We start from the raw sequence: 19,174 nt of genomic DNA, 5'->3' as shown, positions 1-19,174 counted from the left end.
ATTGAGCTAAACAGCCGACACGTTTGTATCTCCTTAGAATTTAATAGCGTGATTACACCCTATTGTTTGCCGGCATTTAAAATACTGCTTACTAAATACAGAGCCGTTCCGTTAAAGACCCAGTCGTGAGGCTGCACATTCTAAAAATAGGAACACCTGAACAGGCGAGAAAACATCGTCATGTCAGCGACATAAACTAGTAGAGTAACATTATGAAACGTATGCTAATCAATGCAACGCAGCAAGAAGAAATGCGCGTAGCACTGGTTGACGGCCAGCGCCTATATGATTTAGATATAGAAAGCCCAGGTCACGAACAGAAAAAAGCCAATATTTACAAAGGTAAAATCACACGTATTGAACCATCTTTAGAAGCAGCATTTGTTGATTACGGTGCTGATCGTCATGGTTTCCTTCCTTTAAAAGAAATTGCCCGTACTTACTTCCCGCAAGGTTACACCTTTCATGGTCGTCCGAATATTCGCGACGTGATCAAAGAAGGTCAAGAAGTTATTGTACAAGTTGATAAAGAAGAGCGCGGCCAAAAAGGGGCAGCACTGACTACCTTTATCAGCGTGGCCGGTAGTTATTTAGTGCTTATGCCTAACAACCCTCGCGCTGGCGGTATTTCTCGCCGTATCGAAGGTGATGAGCGAACTGAACTTAAAGAGTCGCTAAGCCGCTTAGAACTTCCAAAAGGTATGGGCTTAATTGTTCGTACCGCGGGTGTTGGTAAGTCGTTTGAAGAACTAAACTACGATTTAAAAGCATTATTAGTCCACTGGGAAGCCATTCAACAAGCGGCAGACAGTGCAAAAGCACCATTTTTAATTCACCAAGAAAGTAACGTAATTTTCCGTGCAATTCGCGATTATTTACGTCGTGACATTGGCGAAATTTTAATTGATAAGCCTCGTGTTTTTGAAGAAGCTAAAGCGCACATAGAGCGTTTTCGTCCTGATTTCATGAGTCGCGTTAAGCTTTATCAAGGTGATACACCGTTATTTACACATTACCAAATTGAAAGCCAAATTGAGTCTGCGTTCCAACGTGAAGTGCGCTTACCTTCAGGTGGCTCAATTGTAATTGACCCTACTGAAGCACTTACCTCTATCGATATCAACTCGTCTAAAGCAACAAAAGGCGGCGATATTGAAGAAACAGCGCTTAACACCAACCTAGAAGCGGCAGATGAAATTGCACGTCAACTTCGTTTACGTGATTTAGGTGGCTTAATTGTTATCGACTTTATTGATATGACACCTCCACGTCATCAACGTGAAGTAGAAAACCGCTTAAAAGATGCTGCTCGCCCAGATCGTGCGCGCGTACAAATTGGTAAAATTTCTCGCTTTGGCTTACTTGAAATGTCGCGCCAACGCCTACGCCCTTCACTAGGCGAAGCAAGCCAAGGTGTTTGTCCACGTTGTAGTGGTCAAGGTACAATTCGTTCTAACGAATCAATCGCATTGTCTATTCTTCGTTTAATTGAAGAAGAAGCGATTAAAGACAACACCGCTCAAGTTAATGCTCAAGTGCCTGTTGCTGTTGCCGCTTATTTATTAAATGAGCAACGTCGTAGCGTTCACCGTATTGAAAAGCATCATAAATGTGATGTAGTGATTATTCCTAATCAACACATGGAAACACCTCACTACGAAGTAATGCGTTTACGTAAAGATGAAACGCTTGAAACTGTAAGCTACGAGCAAGTTGTTGCGCCTGAGCCTGAAGCATTTGAAATGTCTAAATCGCCAGCGGCACCTGTTCGTGAAGAGCCGAAGCTTAAAGGCGTCGTTATGCCTTCAACGCCTGCTCCACAAGCGGCAGCAAAAGCTGCGCCGGTAGTAGAAGCAAAAGCTGAAATTGGTTTATTTGCCGCATTAGGTAAATGGATTAAGTCGTTATTTGCAAATGAAAATGAGCAAACAACACAAGAGTCTTCTGAGAAGAAATCTCAAGAGCGTACCAATAACAACCGTGGCAATGATAATCGTCGTCGTAACAACCAACGTCGTCGCAATAATAACCCACGTAATAAACCACGCAACGAACGTAATACAGATTCTGAAACTAAAAATGAGTCAGCACCTGTAAGCGATACGCAAGAAAAGAATGAGAATCGCAATAAGCGCCGTCGTAATTCAAATACGCGTAAACGTCCTGAGCATAAAACAGAAGATAAAACGCAAGTAAAAGCAGAAGCAACTCAAAAAGCGGATACTGCAGTTAAATCTGATAAGAATGCTGAGCCAAAAGAGCAAAAGCCTAAGGTACGTCGTCAACGTCGTAATTTACGTAAAAAAGTTCGCGTACAAGACGAAAGCACAGAGCAAGTTCAAACAACTGAGCAAGCTGTTGAGCAACCAGTGGTTAAAGAAGACAAGCCACAAGTGAAAGAGCAAGCTCCTGTTGTTGAAAAGCAAGCGCCGGTATCTGATGAAAAAGCACCTGTACCTGCTAAAGAACAAGCTGAGGCTGTTGTTGATGCAAACGATAACGTGGCAACACAAGATGAAGAGCAAGAGCAAACACGTACTCGCTCACGTCGTTCACCGCGTCATCTTCGTGCATCTGGCCAACGTCGTCGTCGTCCTGAAGGTGAAGGCACGCAAGAGAAGTCTGATGAAGCGCCTGCTTTCATTCCAGTTGCGGATCAAGCCGCTGCTGAATACGAAGCAGAGCTAAAAGCAAAAGCACATAAAACGGCCGTTGATGCCTCTGATGCAGTTGAACAAAACATTGTTGAAGAAGAATTAGCGAAAGTTGAAGAGCCTGTAAAAGCTGAAGAACCAGTAAAAGCTGAAGAACCAGTAAAAACTGAAGAACCAGTAAAAACTGAAGAACCAGTAAAAACTGAAGAACCAGTGAAAGCTGAAGAACCAGTAAAAGCTGAAGAACCAGTGCAAACTGAAGAACCAGTGAAAGCTGAAGAACCAGTGAAAGCTGAAGAACCAGTGAAAGCTGAAGAACCAGTGAAAACTGAAGAACCAGTAAAAGCTGAAGAACCAGTAAAAGCTGAAGAACCAGTAAAAGCTGAAGAACCAGTAAAAGCTGAAGAATCAGTACCAGCTGAAGAAGTTGCTGTTGAAGCTGAAACAGCACCGGTTAGCGCTACTGAAACACCTGTAGAAGCGAAAGAAGCACCTGTGGTTGAAAATAAACCTAAGGCAGTTTCGCAAACGAGTTCAGCTAATGTAAACGCTAAAACAGTGATTACAGCAGGACATGCAAGTGCGCCAATGGCACAGCCTGCGCCTGTAGCCGATAGCGAAACCAAGCATACATCGGTTGCAATGGCACATGACAAACGTGAGTTAATCCCTGACAGCGGCCTTCGCCCTGGCTCGGTAAAACCTGCCGGTCGTGCAAGCTCAGCAATGACTAAAACGCTGAGTGCTGAATAAGCACTGAGTTTAGCTAAGAGCATAAAAAAGCCGCGTTAATTTTAACGCGGTTTTTTATTGTCTGGCATTTATGTAACTGGCAACGGGATTCGAGCTGCGAGAATCGGTTAAAGGTTAAAGGTTAAAGGTTAAAACATTCGAAGCTTCGCTTCACACGAGATCAAGCTCTATGTCTACCAGTTATCTGCTAATACCTGTTTTATCTTCTCATTTACTCCTCATTCTCTTCTCTCAGTGCAATTAGATCTTAAGAAAATTATTCACAAAGAGGGCTAAGAGACGCTGCGCTTTTAGAGATTAAAGTTACAATCTTAAGTTAACGGGTTGCGGGGATCGGGCTTCGAACCTGATCCCGAAACCCGTAGCTCGCAAATTGCCGTAAGCATGACAATAAGATTTTAGTAATTTATTTACCACAGAGGATAGAAGAAAACAGAGGAAATGATTAAATACAGATGTTATGAAATTAAAAAGTACAGGGTATTGGTTTTGTTTTGTATTCTCGGTGCAGCGCTTAGCGCCTCGGTGTACTCCGTGGTTCAAAAATGAAGATAGAGGTAAAGTTAACGGGCTGCGGGGTTAGGGTTACGAGCCTGATCCCGAAACCCGTAGCCCGCAAATTGCCGTAAGCATGACAATAAGATTTTAGTGATTTATTTACCACAGAGGATAGAAGAAAACAGAGGAAATGATTAAATACAAATGTTATGAAATTAAAAAGTACAGGGTATTGGTTTTGTTTTGTATTCTCGGTGCAGCGCGCAGCGCCTCGGTGTTCTCTGTGATTAAAAAACCAAAGATTAGAGTCAAAAAAGTTAGCGGGCTAAAAGGTGCGGATTACGAGCCTGATCCCGAAACCCGTAGCTCGCAGCCCGTTGTGAGTTTAATCTTGCTGTTGTTCCATAAATCGCTGTAGCTGATCTTTTAGGTTTGGTGGAATGCCCTTGATCACTAACGTATCAGTGGATTCATTATAAGTTACACGCTCGCCTAAATGCTTACGCTCAAAACTGATACTGACTCCCCCGCCTAAGCCTGAAAATTTAACCATGCTGGTTACCGTTTTTTTATCAACCGGGAATGACTCTTCTAAGTCATAGCTTTGCTCTTTACAAAAACTTTCAAACGGGTTGTCGTCGCCTTTGGTAAGCGTTGCTGAAAGTTCACTCACATTAGCTTCTTCACCCGTGGTAACACAGTCTTTACAGTAATCGAATACTTGCTTACGTAACTCGTCTTTTTCAGATTTATCAAACTCTTGCTCTGATAAGTAGTCTTCTACCGCATTGAGCATCACTTGACTTTGCTGCTTAGGATCAATGCCCTCTTCACAACCTAAAAAGTCTAAGAAAAAGTCAGCGACTTTACGCCCTGCACGACCTTTAATAAATGAAATATAACGATTGTCGTCTGCCTGGGTATCCCATGCGGTTAAGTCAATACGAGCAGCCAATTGCATACGCGAAATATCTAAATGACGCGATGCGGCTAAATCAAGCTCAGAGGTCATTGAGTAATGCTCTTTGATATTGATCATGGCAATCAACATATAATCAGTCGCCACGTACTGATAATGACAAAATACTAAATAGCCGGTTTCATTAAAGGCGTATTTATCTAACTCTTCTTTTAATACCGTTGATGCTTGCTCGGTCATATGCCAAAAGCCAAGCTCATTATTGCGATAGCTTTGCATGGTAGAGGCTACAATACTGTTTTTTTCGCCACTAAAAGCACAAAACCCTTTGCCTGGCTTGCCATTGTAGGCATGGTGTAATTGCTCAATGAATACAGCCACTTTATCGTTGATAGTCATTTCGTCGTTACGAAGGTGAATTTGAGTGTCGTCGTCTTTTTTGTCTACATAGTGAACGACTAATTTTTTAACATCTATTGCCATCTTTGTTTTTCACGCCTCTGGTGTTAAAATACGGGAATATAACTCTTTTTATTGAACCAACTGATGCCAATCTTATCAAAATACTCTAATGAAGAAGTAGAACAAATCGTCGATCAGCTTATTGATGTTTTATCAAAACATAATGCGCCGGTTGATTTAAGTCTTATGTGTTTAGGAAATTCTATCACGCATATCTTAAAAGAGCATGTACCAACAGGGAAAAGACAAGCCGTTACCGAGAACTTTGCAAAAGCACTCGCGCAGTCGGTTAAGTAAACTCTATGAATTTATCGCAGCACAACCAGTTTTCATCGAAAGCGAGTCAATTATTAAGTTGGGGTCATTGGTTTACATTTGCCAATATTGGCTTAGCGCTTTTAATTAGCTTAAGCTATTTATTTGCCGATTCGCCACCGACCACTTATATGGGTATAACCTATATGATGGTTACTTGGCTAAGCCACACTAGCTTTATTGCATTTTTAGCGTTTGTGCTGACGGTTTTCCCTTTGAGTTTAGTATTCCCCTACCCACGGCATATACGTGGTATGGCAGCAGTGATTGCAACTGTCGGGGCCTCAATACTGACTTTAGACGCTTACGTCTACTTTAACTTAGGTTATCATTTAAATGCCTCTGCACTGCCTGAAATTATTTCACTGTTGTGGCATCGTGTAACAAACTCACCCGCACTTACTACCTTGCTAGCAGGCAGCATAGTGTTAGCAATATTAGCGTTTCAATTGACTGTTAGTAATTTTACTTGGCATCATTTAGGGCGTTTGAAACAGTTTAAATTTGCCCGTTATGCTGGTTCATTTTTAGTGATTTGTTTTGCGCTAAGCCACAGCATTCATATTTGGGCTGATGCCAATTTAAAATTTGATATCACTAAACAAGATAATGTACTACCGCTTTCGTACCCGACTACGGCAAAAAGCTTACTCGCTAAAAACGATTTGCTGGATGTTGAAAGCTACGAGCAAGCGCACAACGTTAAAATTAATAACCAAGGTATTAATTATCAAGCACCTGCTCCATTAGAAAAATGTGAAGATTACAGCGCAGCAAAAGTTGATATCTTGGTGTTTGATAATGACGAGCAGCTAGCAAAGTTTGTTGCCAGCCAACAAAGTATTTATAAAAACACGCAATTTTTACAACCCACCGATCATAGTGATATGTTATTTGGGCTTGTGTACGGCTTGCCAGCATTTTACAAAACGAACATTATTGAGCAGCAAACGTTACCCGTTTGGCAAAGCCAACGCCGTAGTGTGGAAGTGGCCGGTATTGATGAGCTGAGCTTTATTAACGAGCAAGCACATAAAGACAGTGCAATAAGAATTGTTAAAGGGGCTGAAAACGCCACTGTACGTGATGACGCCACCGAATTTTTTGCTTTTAGTATCTCGCAAGATAGCAATGAAATTGTAACCACGTCAACATTGTATAGCTCCGATAAATTTATTTCTAAGGTGAACGGTTTGATTCAGCCTAGCGATATTATCGCTACAAGCCTTGGTCAATACTTAAACTGTAATGCGATTGCGCAGCAAACTATGCTGGGCGAAAACTTGTACAGTAAAAGTAATAATATTGGGGTTAATTACTCGCAAGGCGTTGTGATTGCTTACAAAAAAGATAGAATCACGCTTATTGATCGTGATGGAAATTTTAGAAATATCTCTGCCGCTGAAGGGTTTTCAATTGAACAAGGGCTTGATATTCCATTTTTAGTGCATGGTATTAAAAAGCTTAAAACATTTTCTCAATAGCACCTCATAATACGAGCGAGTCATTAAAACTGACTCGCTTAGTTTCTGTTATTACTCCTTTGCACTTGCTATCCCAACAACCTAGGTTATAGTTTTTAGCATCAATTGTTTTTAAGCTCAGTAGCGCATGTTAAGGATAACTGTTATGTGTAAAATTATTAACCTGATCGTTACCGCCTGTCTTTTTTGTTTAAGTACATATACTTCAGCGCAAGCCACCTACTTTAAGTGCGTCACTCCCAAAGGTACCACTTTCTCTCAGTTTCCTTGTAGTGATAATGCTACCTCACACACAATAATCGCCACTGAGCCTAAGCAAACGGGTAAAGAAATAAACTATACCAAACAGTTAAACGAGCTGGAACGAGATACGATTATTTCCAACCTAGAAGCAGAGCTGCGCAGTAATCAGCATAAGTTAGCAATACTTTTACGAGAAAAAGACAGGGCTGATTTTAAACAACAGCAGCGTTTAAATCATATATTGAGCGCAGATGATAAAAAGCGTATTAGCAAAGATATTAGAAACGCACAGAAAACATTAGATAAGCAATATAAAAAAGATAAAGCATTGATTGAAAAGCGTATTAAAAAGTTACAAAAAAAGATTGATGCCTATCAACCTTGATCAGGCTAACTTCAATAAATATCATCTTAATTAGCTTGGTTTTAAATATAAAATAACATACCCTTTACATCCATAGAGCATAAACTCTATTGTGTGTTTAGTGGTGTAATTTCCTTTGACCCGCTTTTACAAATTAAATGGTATCCACCGGCATTATCCTAAACACCTAAAGGCGTCTATTAAGGAGTACTGATGCAACCACGCCAAATTGCTGAATTAATTTTAACCGGTTTTAAAAAGCATTATTTGCTGTTTCAAAGAACGACAGCCAAGGCTCCCTACGCTTTTGCTAAAAGAGACTGGCAAGCTATTAATGATATAAGTCGCCTGCGTATAAGCTATTATGATGATCGGGTGAACGAAACAACAAAAACACTACGAGAACGCCAGCAAACAGACGCGCTAAACGAAAGCTTATGGCTCGAAGTGAAAAAGCTTTACCAACACTTTTTATGTTTTCATCCGCAAGCAGAACTTGCTGAAACATTTTATAATTCAGTATTCTGCCGCTTGTACCACCGCCGCTATTTTCACAATGACTTTATTTTTGTAGAAGCCACGCTCAAAGATGCGCCTTCTGTGCCTGTTGAAGCTGAATACCGTAGTTATTTTCCTGTTGTAGATGGTTTAAAGCCCACCATTAAGCGCATTATTAATCACTTTGATTTTAAAGCCGACTTTGTCAATCTAGAACGTGATATTCGTTTATTAGTTAAAGCCTTTTATAAACAAGCACCCGATACACACCACCAGCATTGGCAAATGCGTTTTGATATATTACATACCCCGTTTTATCGTAATAAAGCCGCTTACATTGTGGGGCGCGTTGTATCACAAAGTGGCGTTCAGCCTTTTATTATTGCCGTGTTACACCATGAAGATAAAGGCCTCTATTTAGATGCCTTACTTACAAAGTCGTCACAAATGCGCGTTATTTTTGGCTTTGCGCGTGCCTATTTTATGGTAGAAACTCATGCTCCTTCAGCGTTAGTGCGGTTTTTAAATCAACTTATGCCTAATAAAACCCTCGCCGAGCTTTACAACGCCATAGGCTTTCATAAACAAGGTAAAACCGAGTTTTATCGCGAGTTTTTGAATCATTTAACCCATTCTAATGACGAATTTACCATTGCTCCCGGTACACCGGGTATGGTGATGATGGTATTTACCCTACCCTCGTTTGGTTATGTATTTAAAGTTATTAAAGATAAATTTGGCGAAAGTAAGCCGTTTGGTCGCGATACGGTATTAAAACGCTATCAACTGGTTAAAAGTCATGACCGTGTTGGCCGAATGGCTGACACCATAGAGTATTCAAACGTCGTATTTCCTTTGGCACGATTTGATAGTAACTTGTTAGCACAGTTGCACAAAACCATTGGCTCATCGATGGTGATTGAGGGTGACTGGTTAATCATAAAACATTTATACATTGAACGGCGAATGACACCGCTTAATTTGTTTTTAGAAAATGCAGACGAAAAAAGTGCCGCCGATGCCATTGAAGAGTATGGCCAGGCGCTTAAAGAAATGATTGCCGTGAATATTTTCCCTGGCGATATGCTGTTAAAGAACTTTGGTGTAAGTAAGCACAAACGTATTATTTTTTATGATTACGATGAAGTGCAATATTTAACAGACATGAACTTTAGAGCACTACCCAAAGCAAAAAGTTATGATGATTATTTGATGGATGAACAAAGTTACTCGGTTGCTCCGCAAGATGTATTTCCAGAGCAATTATGTACCTTTGTAATGCCTAACCCAACATATAAACAATTTTTAACCAGTACGCACCCTGAACTACTTGATGTGAGCTTTTGGAAACAAGCACAACAAAATATAAAAAATGGAAAGGTGAGTCATATTTATCCCTATCCTACAGCACAGCGTTTTATCCATTACTGGTAAACGTTAAGGACACACAATGAATATAAGTAAAATAGATTTAAATTTACTGGTTTATCTCGATACATTACTGCGCGAATGTAACGTTACTCGTGCCGCTAACCAGCTTAGTATTACTCAACCGGCAATGAGTAATGGACTGAAACGCCTACGTAACCTTTTTAACGATCCTATTTTAGTGCGTACCAGCGATGGTATGGTGCCGACCGAGCGCGCTATTGAGTTACAGCCTGTTATTCGCGGCATTTTGATGACGCTTGAGGAAACGCTAGCACCTAATCGCGAATTTGAAGCTAAACAAAGTAAACGCGTGTTTAGAATTATGGCCAGTGACTATGCAGCCAGTACCATGGCACCGCGTTTGTTAGGGAAATTACATGAAGAAGCCCCAGACACCACATTAGATATTTTAACGCCCAGCGATGTAACCTTTCATGATGTAGAAAACGGTAAAGTAGACATGGCAATTAACCGCTTTGAGAACTTACCGCAATCGTTTCATCATAAGCGAATTTGGAAAGATAGCTTTTGCTGTTTAGTAAGATCCGACAACCCTATTATTGAAAACTTTAACCTAGATAGCTATTTAAAAGCCCGTCATATTTGGGTAAGTAAAACTGGCTTTGGTGTTGGGGTTGGCATGGATCCTAAAGATGTGCAAAAGCTGGGTTGGGTTGACGAAGCGCTCGCCCATTTTGGGAAGCATCGAAATATTGCCACCTTTACTCGTAACTACCATGTTGCGATTCATTTAGCGAAAGAAAAAAACCTCGTGGCGACTTTACCCTCAAAAGCGGCCAATATTTATGTAGACGATCCAGGGCTTAAAATACTTGAGCCACCTTTTCCTATTCCACCATTTGAACTTGATATGATATGGAGCCCTTTGTTACACAGAGATGCTAGCCATATTTGGTTACGTCAAAAAGTAGCCGAAGTAGCTGAAGAGCTTAAATAACCTTCTTACATGCTTTTATGTAAATTTTGCTTGCTAGCAGCATGTTAGCAAGCTTGCCTAGACCTCCCCATAATAATAAAACCATGAAAAACAATTAGTTAAAAAATAAAACCGCGTTGGAATGCCGCTTGCTTAGTTATCTATATATTTAAAATTAACAGAGGTCATTATTATGAGCACCCATCAAGGACAAGAGATAAATCATATCACCGACATTATCCAAGTAATGAATAGCGGTATCGACTTTTACGAAAAAGCACAAGATAAAGTACAAGATCCTAGCGTAAGTGCATTATTTCAGCGCATGATTGACGCCCGCAAAGTAAGTGTTGAAAGCTTACAACCCTATGCAATTAATCAACAAGGTGCACGTGAAGATGGCTCTTCGTTCGCGGTAGAAGCACGCAGAGCATTTACCGCTTTACTCAGTACATTCACTAGCGATAACGACCAAACCTACATTAAAGAGCTTGAAGAAGTAGAAGATAAAACCTTAGAAGAAATCAAAACAGCGTTAAAAAAGCCTCAATCACATGATTGTGAAGCGGCGCTGTCAAAGGTATTGCTTACCATGCAAAGCTGTCATGCTGAAATGAGTAAAATGCAAAAACATTAAGTTTAAAAACTATAAAAGGGCCTTACGGCCCTTTGGTTGTTAAATAACAATAGGAGAGTTATTAGGGTCTGTTGACCTTTTAAGGTTGAATTTGCAGCAGTCTGTTTGGTATTTAGGCAAGACAGAGCCTATGTGGTGTGGTTATTCCCCATAAATAGGCGATAACGCCGCATCAATACCAAACAGGCGCTGCCCGAAGGGTTCTGCCTAGGGGCGATTTACTCTTTGTTGCTCGGTTTTTACTTAGCCCACTAGGTTACAAACCTCGCGCCGCGATTAAACCGCTCCTAGTTTGAACAAATTTTAATCCAAAAAGGTCAACAGACCCTTATTAAAAGCGGTATTCTGCACCTACGTAGTAGTAAGCACCGTTAAAACCAAATGGCGCTGAACGACGAGAGTACTTAAATACCCCATCACTGCTGACAATGGTATTACCTTGAGCATCTACAATAGTACCTGAACGTGAATTACCTATGGTGTTTTCATCTGGATAAACATCAAATAAGTTATTTGCGCCAATGTTTACCGATAAATTATCAGTTACAAAGTAATTAACTTTAATGTCAGTTAAAATTTCAGCACCGTAAGTCTGGCGACCGCCATCTTCAACTGTGTACTCACCAAAACGATTAAGTGATAAATTAACAGTCCAATCGTCACGGCGATAAAGCGCACTTAAGTTAATGCGATCTTCTGGTTGCCATTCTTCAATGATAGAAATTTCTTGATCAGAAAACACATCATCGACTGGCACGGTTTCAAGACCAGAGCCTGCAGGTGTAAATAACGACACCACATCGGTTTCGGTAAAGTTGGCCGCTAATGTAAAATCAAGCGTGCCGCCTAGGCCTTCTGTATTCCATGTAGCTACAAAGTCGATACCTTGCGTTTCTGTGTCAGCCCCATTTAAGAAAAACTGTCCTGCACCAGCATCCGAGCTCAATAACGCGGCATCAAGACTGTTTGATAAACCTTTGCCTAAGCGATTACTAATTACAATACGGTCGTCAATATCGATTGAGTAGTAATCAAGCGTTACATTAATATTATCGCTTACATTATAAACAATACCTAAACTGCGGTTTTGTGATTTCTCTTCTGTTAACTTAGGAATACCTAAACTTTGCGCCAGTGTTGAATCGTTTCTAAACGTGCCCACTTCTTCAGCCACTAAATAGCCATCAGGACCAACAACAAACTGCGTGCTAATATTGTTAAAGTACAACTGCTGCATTGAAGGCGCTCTAAATCCTGAGCTTAATGCACCACGAAGTGAAATATCTTCGGTTAGTGACCAGTTACCCGCGAGTTTAAAGTTAACTGTATCGCCAAATCCTTTGTAATTATCGTAACGTAACGCCCCTGAGATAATCACATCTTCAATAACGTAAGCTTCAGCGTCTAAGTAAAACGAGATCACATCGCGCGACTCATCAACCGACGATGCTGGCGATGAACCACCAAAGCCTTGTGTGCCACCTGATGCATTTTCGCTACCAATACCACCGCTCAGTCCATCATAAATATTAACACCATTGTTGGTATCGTAATCGCGGTATGCGTATTTGCTGCCCTCTAAAATACGGTACTCATCGGTGCGTATTTCTGCGCCCATTGCTAATGAGTAATCATCAAAATTTTGAGTAAAATCAAGATTAATCGTTTGCAGTGATAACTCCATACCATACGCGTAACCTTCACGTGGAATAGTGGCGCGAATATCTGCGGCGCTCAAGCCTTGGTCGTAACGTAAGAAGTTGGCATAAGAGGCATTAATCGTATCGCTAGTGGTGTAATCAATGCTGTTTTCACCATAGGTGTACGATAAGTCTAAGCTTGAGTCGTTATCAAACTGCGTTTTATAACCAAAGTTATATGAAATATCGTCAATCGTAGTGTTTATTTTTGGTAAAAAGCCAGCCGGAACTGTCGCATCACCATCTTGTAATACTGGGTTACCACCGGCATTGGCATTATGACGGAAAAATGCTGCTGATTCGTTATCACGCGTTGAGTAGGTAATAAAACCGTATAGTTCACCCGCTCCTAATTCGTAGCCGGTGTTAACCGTTAAACCAAATTGTTGAGAGTCGGCATCGCCAATTCTAAATGTATCGCGTGGCGCGGTTAGTTCACGCGGGTCGCCTGCCAGTAACGTGCCGTCACTGAGCTCAGTACAACCATAAAATTGACATGAACCATGAAGCCCTGCACGGTTAGTTGGTGCGCGGTCACGGTAGTTTATAGTTGTATTTAAATAACCATTGTCACCTAAAGCAAAGCCTTTATTAAAGTCGATGTTAACAGTTTCGCCATCACCTTCTGAATACTCACCGTAGTTAATAGCGGCTTTACCACCTTCGCTGCCATCTTTGAGCACAATATTTATAACACCGGCAATTGCATCAGAACCATATTGAGCCGCAGCGCCATCACGCAGTACTTCAATACGTTTAATTGCTGAGGCTGGAATAGCGTTCATATCGGTACCCGCCGTACCACGCCCCACCGAAGTATTAATGTGAATAATACTGGCTTGGTGACGACGCTTACCATTGATCAATACCAACGTTTGATCTGGCCCTAGGCCACGTAGCGTTGCTGGTCTTAATGCGTCAGTACCATCACTGATAGATGAACTTGAAAAGTTAAAAGAAGGTGCAATAGCTTGAAGCATGCGGCCAACTTCTGTTTGGCCGGTATTTTCGAGTGCTTCTGCACTTAAAATATCAACGGGGACAGGTAAGTCTTCAACTGAGCGCCCTGCCACACGACTACCTACAATAGCAATTTTTTCGATGTTTTGTTCTGCGCTTTGTTCAGCGGCATTGATTCCTTGTGAATTAACTGCAAGTAAAGCAGGTAATACAGCTGCACTAACTCCTGAAAGCTTCATCATGTTGTTATCTTTCCTATTGATTTGTTTGAGTTTAATACTCAGTAAACCATTTTGATCAACAACCGCATCGAGCTGTGTCTCAGCCAGTAATGCTTTTAGTGCATCAAGTTGAGAATAAAATCCATACAACGAATTTGCTTCGTATTGCTTGGCAAGTTCATACGAAAAAACCACAGTTTGTTCTGTTTGCTTAGCAAATTCTATTAAGGCTTTGTCTGCTCGTTGCGCTTTTATATCAAATTGCATCATTTGCCCCTCGGTTTGACTTGCATACACACTGATACTTAAAAACAGCGGTGCAACAAGGCCAAATTGAGTTAAATGGCACGTATGGTTACTGCGCAACTTATATAAACAGTTAGCAAACAAAAATCCTCTATAGTTTTTTATCATTTTTTTAATCTTTAAATTACTTTTTACACCCTTATGAGCAACATTGATTAGCAATGGTGTGATTTTCATTACGATTACCTATGATTTTTTTTGATATTTTAGGCTAACAACATGCTCGCCTAAACGTTCATGTTCAATCGAAAAATTATTTTGTAAGCTCTCTAACAGGCCTGCCACATCACCCGCTTTAAAGACACCGGCCACTTTTATGCGCGCTAACTCATCAGATGATAGTTCAAATCGCGTAGCGGTATAACGGCTGACTTCGTTTAAGGCATCAACCAGTTGCTCACCATTAAATATCAACATGCCATTTTGCCAAGCTAAGTCACGCTGTACATCATCAACCGATAACTGTGTGATTGGTTTGGTAACGCTTTGTTCAATAATGGCTTTTTCACCGGAAATCACAATATTGGCATTAATTTGACGAATTTCATGATTGTTATTATCAGCTTGTTGATACGCTTTAAAATCATCAGCATTAACAGCAACGCTAGGATCGGTGATCATCACTTTACCCTCAGTAACAACCAGCTCGAGATCTGACGAAGTATTGCGCTGCACATTAAATACAGTACCGAGAGCGGTAAAGCTTTTATCACCGGCCATCACGCTGAATGGGCGTGATGCATCTTTAGCAACATTAAAACGCCCCTCGCCACGACTTAGTAACAATTGCCTACGGCCTTGGCTATAAGCGACTTCCAATGAGCTATTGGTATTAAGTTGTACAATTGTGCCATCTGGTAAAACATAGGTTGCTTGCTCGCCAACTTTTGTTTTATAAATTTTTGTATAATTTACCTTGGCTAAATTTTTGTTGAAATTGCTATCTATATTTAGCAATAAATAGCTGCACATCATTAATGCAGCAACAATACTTGCTGCCATGCCAAATACATACGCAGGCTTTGTTTTGCTATTAGCCGGTTGTTTATTTGGAAATAATACGCTGAGTTCGTTAAGTACACTCAGGTCATCCCAAAGCTGAGCTAATTCATACACCGCATTTTGATGAGCAGTACTTTGTAGCATCCACAGTTTAAATTGTTCTTGCTCTTCTTTTGTAAGGCCACGGTCAATAGCACTGATCCATTGCGATGCTTTTTCTAATATTAATTCTTTTGAGGTAAATTGATGGATGTTATTCATTTTGCTGCCCTCATTATGTCCGCACTTTGTTGGCAATGGTCGCTCTCATCGTGTGACTGTTCGCGCATATATAGCATGGTATTTAATAACCCTTTGGCAATATGTTTTTCTACCGTACTTTGACTTAGCTGCATTTGCTGTGCGATCTCTTTTTGGCTCATCCCATAGACTTTTTTTAAAATAAAGCACTTTCTTACAACAGGACTTAATTGCTCAGTCGCCCGACAAAATAATAAAAAACGCTCTTTAGAGGTGTATTCGTCTTCTAATTGCATTGATTTAAGCAATTTGGGGAGTTCAGTTTCGTGATTTAAAGGGGTGCTAAATTTATTATCCCATTTAGCTATATGATTAAGTGCTAGGTGTTTAGCTGTTTTTAACATGTAACTACGGGTGTATTGAATATCTTGCTTTAATTCGGCTTCATAACTTTTAACAAAGGTTTCTTGAACAATATCATCAACATCGTCAGGCAACACAATTTTAGACACGAAACGCCGCAGTTGCGTGGATATGTCTGAGAATGTACTGGCTAATTTAAGTCCTCGAGCCACGTGGGTAGTCCCTTGTTATTATTATTACCGTAAGATTACGAGTTTTAGGGCTAATTACAAGGAGTTTTGTTAATTATTGGTTATTTATTAGTTGCTAACATACATAGTGCAATGTAAACGTATTACCTTTTAAAACTTTTTTAATCATTATGCCTGTTTGGTAAATATTGAAAGTTAGCGCAATTTTAGTTGATTTGGCTTTTTATAATGAGGGCAAACAGATATTTAGCTTAATTTTATTGGCGTGTTGTGTAGTAATTTAGTAGTCGCAACGCTACTATTAACGGATAGGAGTTACATATGAATAATCAAAAATTATCAGATTTTGAGCTTTATTTTCAAATTGATGAAAGTAATCGCGTCAATCTGTTTGCCGTAGATGATTCGGCTGTGCCAAAAAGCTTAGCTGAACTTGAGGCTGATATTCCGCCTTTATTTAAACTTGCTAACGAAGTAAGCAGTTTAGAGCAAAGCGCCTTAGGCCCATTGCGTAATTTAGGTGATATTGCCCAAGAACTAACTACTTTTTTACAAGCTCAGTCGCGCAAAATAGATTTGATCATGAGTCATATTTTAGCCTCTGAACAACCAGAAGATAACTCTATCTATTGCGACAGTTACGGCGGTGGCGGCATTAAGTTTACCAGTGAACATTTGTATACATTAGGGCAAAAGTTTCGTACTAAACTTTTTTTACAACACGAGGCCTCTGCAGTGTATTGTTATAGCGAAGTGGTTGCCATTGAAAAACAGGATAATGAGCACTACCAATATACTCTGTTATTTGTATCAATAAGAGACAGCGACCAAGAGCTGGTTGTAAGAGCCAGCTTACATGCGCAAACTCGCCAGCTTAAAAAGCGCCAGCAACTTGAAAAAGCCAAAGAGAGTACAAACGATAAAAGCTAGCGTTTATTTACTTCTCAAATCGCTTTAAAATTGTGAGCCAAACGCTCATTTAGAAGTGACTTAGCAGTAATTGAACTGCTAAACTAGCCCCATCTTTATTTGTATTAAAAATCCATGAACTTTAGACTTTTACCTGAATGGGCCGAGCAAGACGCTGTTATGCTTACATGGCCGCATAAAGACACAGATTGGGCTGATAATTTAGCCCGTGTAGAACCTGTATATATTGAGCTTGCTAAGCATATAACAACGCAGCAAAAGCTTGTCATTGTGGCGCATAATAGCGCCTTAAAAATGCATATTACAGCATTGCTAAATAGCGCTAACATCCCTTTGAATCGTGTTCATTTTGTAGTAACCCCTACCAACGATACGTGGGCGCGCGATCATGGCCCGCTTACTTGTAGCGCTATTGACTCACCTGAGCAACTAAAAGTATATGATTTTACTTTCAATGGTTGGGGCAATAAATTTGAAAGCGCATTAGATAATCAAATTAATCGTACTTTGGTAAAAGAGTTAAGTAGCAAAAAAAACCACTATCAAGCGCTCGATATGGTACTTGAAGGTGGCGGTATTGAAATAAACGAGCATGGTGTGTTGCTAACAACCAGCGAATGTTTGCTTAATAAAAACCGTAATCCAAATTTAAACCCAAGTGACATAGAAGCGCTTTTAAAAGCGCACTTGGGCGCAACAGACTTTTTATGGGTTGATCATGGCTATTTAGCAGGTGACGACACCGACAGCCACATTGATACCTTAGTGCGTTTTGCACCAAATAATACCCTTGTGTATGTGCAATGTGACGATAAAAGCGATGAGCACTTCAGCGCGCTTAATGCCATGCAAAAGCAACTACAAAGCTTTAAAACTGCCGATCGCACCCCATATAAGCTAATTGAGTTGCCATGGCCAAAAGCCGTGTACGATGATGAAAACACGCGCTTACCCGCCACCTATGCAAATTACTTAATTATTAACAATGCGGTATTAGTGCCTACTTATAACGATGTAAACGACCAACGCGCGTTAGCACAGGTTCAAAAAGCATACCCAGATCACACAATTATTGGGGTAAATTGTTTACCTATTATTGAGCAATTTGGCAGTCTTCACTGCATTACAATGCAATTACCTCGTGGATTTTTAGCTGGAGCAGCACAATGACAAGCCCTGCAAATTTATCAGTTGCCTTAGTGCAACAAAGCAACAGTGACAACGCTGAACACAATATTGAAAAATCAATTGCTGGCATTCGCGATGCAGCCAGTCAAGGTGCACAACTTGTTGTGCTACAAGAGTTACACCGTAGTTTATACTTTTGCCAAACCGAAGATGTCGACGTCTTTGATTTAGCCGAAACAATACCTGGGCCGAGTAGTAATACGTTAGGTGAACTTGCTAAAGAGCTTGGTATCGTGATTGTCGCGTCTTTATTTGAAAAGCGCGCTACAGGCCTTTATCACAATACCGCAGTGGTGCTCGAAAAAGACGGCAGTATTGCCGGTAAATACCGTAAAATGCATATACCGGATGACCCTGGCTTTTATGAAAAGTTTTACTTTACTCCTGGCGACTTAGGCTTTGAGCCTATTCAAACCTCAGTGGGCAAACTTGGCGTACTGGTGTGTTGGGATCAGTGGTTTCCTGAAGCGGCGCGTTTAATGGCGATGGCAGGTGCAGAGCTTTTAATTTATCCAACGGCCATAGGCTGGGATCCACGCGATGATAAAGACGAGCAAACCCGTCAAAAAGATGCTTGGGTTATTAGCCAACGAGCCCATGCGGTAGCCAATGGCGTTCCGGTGATTAGCTGTAATCGTGTTGGTCTTGAGCGCGACCCGAGTGGACAAAGTGACGGCATTCAATTTTGGGGTAACTCGTTTATTGCAGGTCCCCAAGGCGAAATATTGGCAGAGGCCGATAATCAAAGTGAACAAATATTAATGGTTGAACTTGATCAAAAACGCAGCGAGAACGTAAGACGTATCTGGCCGTATTTACGCGACCGCAGAATTGATCATTATCAAGATTTAACAAAAATCTATCGCGACTAAATAATA

The 19,174-nt window shown here is 40.6% G+C and carries 14 protein-coding genes; 10 read left to right on the top strand and 4 right to left on the bottom strand.

What is annotated here, in order from left to right; genetic code table 11:
* The first annotated feature begins 212 nt into the window (after nt 1-212).
* Complete coding sequence (gene rne / locus L641_RS0105805; protein ID WP_024601393.1) at nt 213-3,407, top strand: ribonuclease E; 3,195 nt, start codon at nt 213-215, stop codon at nt 3,405-3,407.
* Nucleotides 3,408-4,290: 883 nt separating this feature from the next.
* Here the strand turns inward: rne and yejK are convergent.
* Nucleotides 4,291-5,307, bottom strand: coding sequence for a nucleoid-associated protein YejK (gene yejK / locus L641_RS0105800; RefSeq protein ID WP_024601392.1), 1,017 nt, complete (start codon nt 5,305-5,307; stop codon nt 4,291-4,293).
* Between the two features lie 63 nt (nt 5,308-5,370).
* Between yejK and L641_RS0105795 the strand changes: the two genes are divergently transcribed.
* The 6 genes from L641_RS0105795 to L641_RS0105770 all read left to right on the top strand — a co-directional run bounded on the left by L641_RS0105795 (nt 5,371) and on the right by L641_RS0105770 (nt 11,195).
* Entirely contained in the window at nt 5,371-5,583 is a 213-nt protein-coding gene (locus L641_RS0105795) for a DUF1414 domain-containing protein (RefSeq protein WP_008109847.1), read from the top strand.
* 5 nt (nt 5,584-5,588) lie between these two features.
* The gene (locus L641_RS0105790; protein ID WP_024601391.1) at nt 5,589-7,085 is read left to right on the top strand and encodes a DUF3413 domain-containing protein; all 1,497 of its coding nucleotides are present in this window, start codon (nt 5,589-5,591) and stop codon (nt 7,083-7,085) included.
* A 145-nt stretch (nt 7,086-7,230) separates the two neighbouring features.
* Nucleotides 7,231-7,713 carry a DUF4124 domain-containing protein gene (locus L641_RS0105785; RefSeq protein ID WP_024601390.1) on the top strand — a complete coding sequence of 161 codons (483 nt, stop codon included), beginning with the start codon at nt 7,231-7,233 and terminating at the stop codon, nt 7,711-7,713.
* 192 nt (nt 7,714-7,905) lie between these two features.
* Nucleotides 7,906-9,624, top strand: coding sequence for a bifunctional isocitrate dehydrogenase kinase/phosphatase (gene aceK / locus L641_RS0105780; protein ID WP_013464685.1), 1,719 nt, complete (start codon nt 7,906-7,908; stop codon nt 9,622-9,624).
* Between the two features lie 16 nt (nt 9,625-9,640).
* Entirely contained in the window at nt 9,641-10,579 is a 939-nt protein-coding gene (locus L641_RS0105775) for a LysR family transcriptional regulator (RefSeq protein ID WP_024601389.1), read from the top strand.
* A gap of 172 nt (nt 10,580-10,751) precedes the next feature.
* Nucleotides 10,752-11,195 (top strand): PA2169 family four-helix-bundle protein, encoded by a 444-nt coding sequence (locus tag L641_RS0105770; RefSeq protein WP_024601388.1) that lies wholly within the window; start codon nt 10,752-10,754, stop codon nt 11,193-11,195.
* A 331-nt stretch (nt 11,196-11,526) separates the two neighbouring features.
* Here the strand turns inward: L641_RS0105770 and L641_RS0105765 are convergent, their stop codons facing one another.
* From L641_RS0105765 to L641_RS0105755, 3 genes are read right to left on the bottom strand one after another with little or no spacing between them, the layout of a single operon-like run.
* Nucleotides 11,527-14,559 carry a TonB-dependent receptor gene (locus L641_RS0105765; protein WP_024601387.1) on the bottom strand — a complete coding sequence of 1,011 codons (3,033 nt, stop codon included), beginning with the start codon at nt 14,557-14,559 and terminating at the stop codon, nt 11,527-11,529.
* A 9-nt stretch (nt 14,560-14,568) separates the two neighbouring features.
* Entirely contained in the window at nt 14,569-15,645 is a 1,077-nt protein-coding gene (locus L641_RS0105760) for a FecR domain-containing protein (RefSeq protein ID WP_024601386.1), read from the bottom strand.
* Entirely contained in the window at nt 15,642-16,199 is a 558-nt protein-coding gene (locus tag L641_RS0105755) for a sigma-70 family RNA polymerase sigma factor (RefSeq protein ID WP_013464680.1), read from the bottom strand. The genes L641_RS0105760 and L641_RS0105755 overlap by 4 nt, the downstream gene beginning before the upstream one ends.
* A 300-nt stretch (nt 16,200-16,499) precedes the next feature.
* On the opposite strand from L641_RS0105755, the gene L641_RS0105750 reads away from it, so the two are divergent.
* From L641_RS0105750 to L641_RS0105740, 3 genes are all read left to right on the top strand, one after another.
* Nucleotides 16,500-17,108, top strand: coding sequence for a PilZ domain-containing protein (locus tag L641_RS0105750; RefSeq protein WP_024601385.1), 609 nt, complete (start codon nt 16,500-16,502; stop codon nt 17,106-17,108).
* A gap of 114 nt (nt 17,109-17,222) precedes the next feature.
* Nucleotides 17,223-18,278, top strand: coding sequence for an agmatine deiminase family protein (locus tag L641_RS0105745; protein ID WP_024601384.1), 1,056 nt, complete (start codon nt 17,223-17,225; stop codon nt 18,276-18,278).
* Nucleotides 18,275-19,168: a carbon-nitrogen hydrolase gene (locus L641_RS0105740; protein WP_013464677.1), complete on the top strand. Its 894-nt coding sequence runs from the start codon at nt 18,275-18,277 to the stop codon at nt 19,166-19,168. Before L641_RS0105745 ends, L641_RS0105740 begins: the two co-directional genes overlap by 4 nt.
* Nucleotides 19,169-19,174: the final 6 nt, after the last annotated feature.

Origin of the sequence: Pseudoalteromonas sp. TB41 (assembly GCF_000497975.1) — a bacterium.
Taxonomy (GTDB): Bacteria; Pseudomonadota; Gammaproteobacteria; order Enterobacterales; family Alteromonadaceae; genus Pseudoalteromonas; species Pseudoalteromonas tetraodonis.
Note: the sequence above shows the minus strand (reverse complement) of the source record. Positions and strands in the feature narration are given on the sequence as shown.

Coding starts and splice junctions, on each gene's coding strand:
- rne (WP_024601393.1), top strand. CDS start 213: ATGAAACGTATGCTAATCAATGCAACGCAGCAAGAAGAAATGCGCGTA.
- yejK (WP_024601392.1), bottom strand. CDS start 5,307: ATGGCAATAGATGTTAAAAAATTAGTCGTTCACTATGTAGACAAAAAA.
- L641_RS0105795 (WP_008109847.1), top strand. CDS start 5,371: ATGCCAATCTTATCAAAATACTCTAATGAAGAAGTAGAACAAATCGTC.
- L641_RS0105790 (WP_024601391.1), top strand. CDS start 5,589: ATGAATTTATCGCAGCACAACCAGTTTTCATCGAAAGCGAGTCAATTA.
- L641_RS0105785 (WP_024601390.1), top strand. CDS start 7,231: ATGTGTAAAATTATTAACCTGATCGTTACCGCCTGTCTTTTTTGTTTA.
- aceK (WP_013464685.1), top strand. CDS start 7,906: ATGCAACCACGCCAAATTGCTGAATTAATTTTAACCGGTTTTAAAAAG.
- L641_RS0105775 (WP_024601389.1), top strand. CDS start 9,641: ATGAATATAAGTAAAATAGATTTAAATTTACTGGTTTATCTCGATACA.
- L641_RS0105770 (WP_024601388.1), top strand. CDS start 10,752: ATGAGCACCCATCAAGGACAAGAGATAAATCATATCACCGACATTATC.
- L641_RS0105765 (WP_024601387.1), bottom strand. CDS start 14,559: ATGAAAATCACACCATTGCTAATCAATGTTGCTCATAAGGGTGTAAAA.
- L641_RS0105760 (WP_024601386.1), bottom strand. CDS start 15,645: ATGAATAACATCCATCAATTTACCTCAAAAGAATTAATATTAGAAAAA.
- L641_RS0105750 (WP_024601385.1), top strand. CDS start 16,500: ATGAATAATCAAAAATTATCAGATTTTGAGCTTTATTTTCAAATTGAT.
- L641_RS0105745 (WP_024601384.1), top strand. CDS start 17,223: ATGAACTTTAGACTTTTACCTGAATGGGCCGAGCAAGACGCTGTTATG.
- L641_RS0105740 (WP_013464677.1), top strand. CDS start 18,275: ATGACAAGCCCTGCAAATTTATCAGTTGCCTTAGTGCAACAAAGCAAC.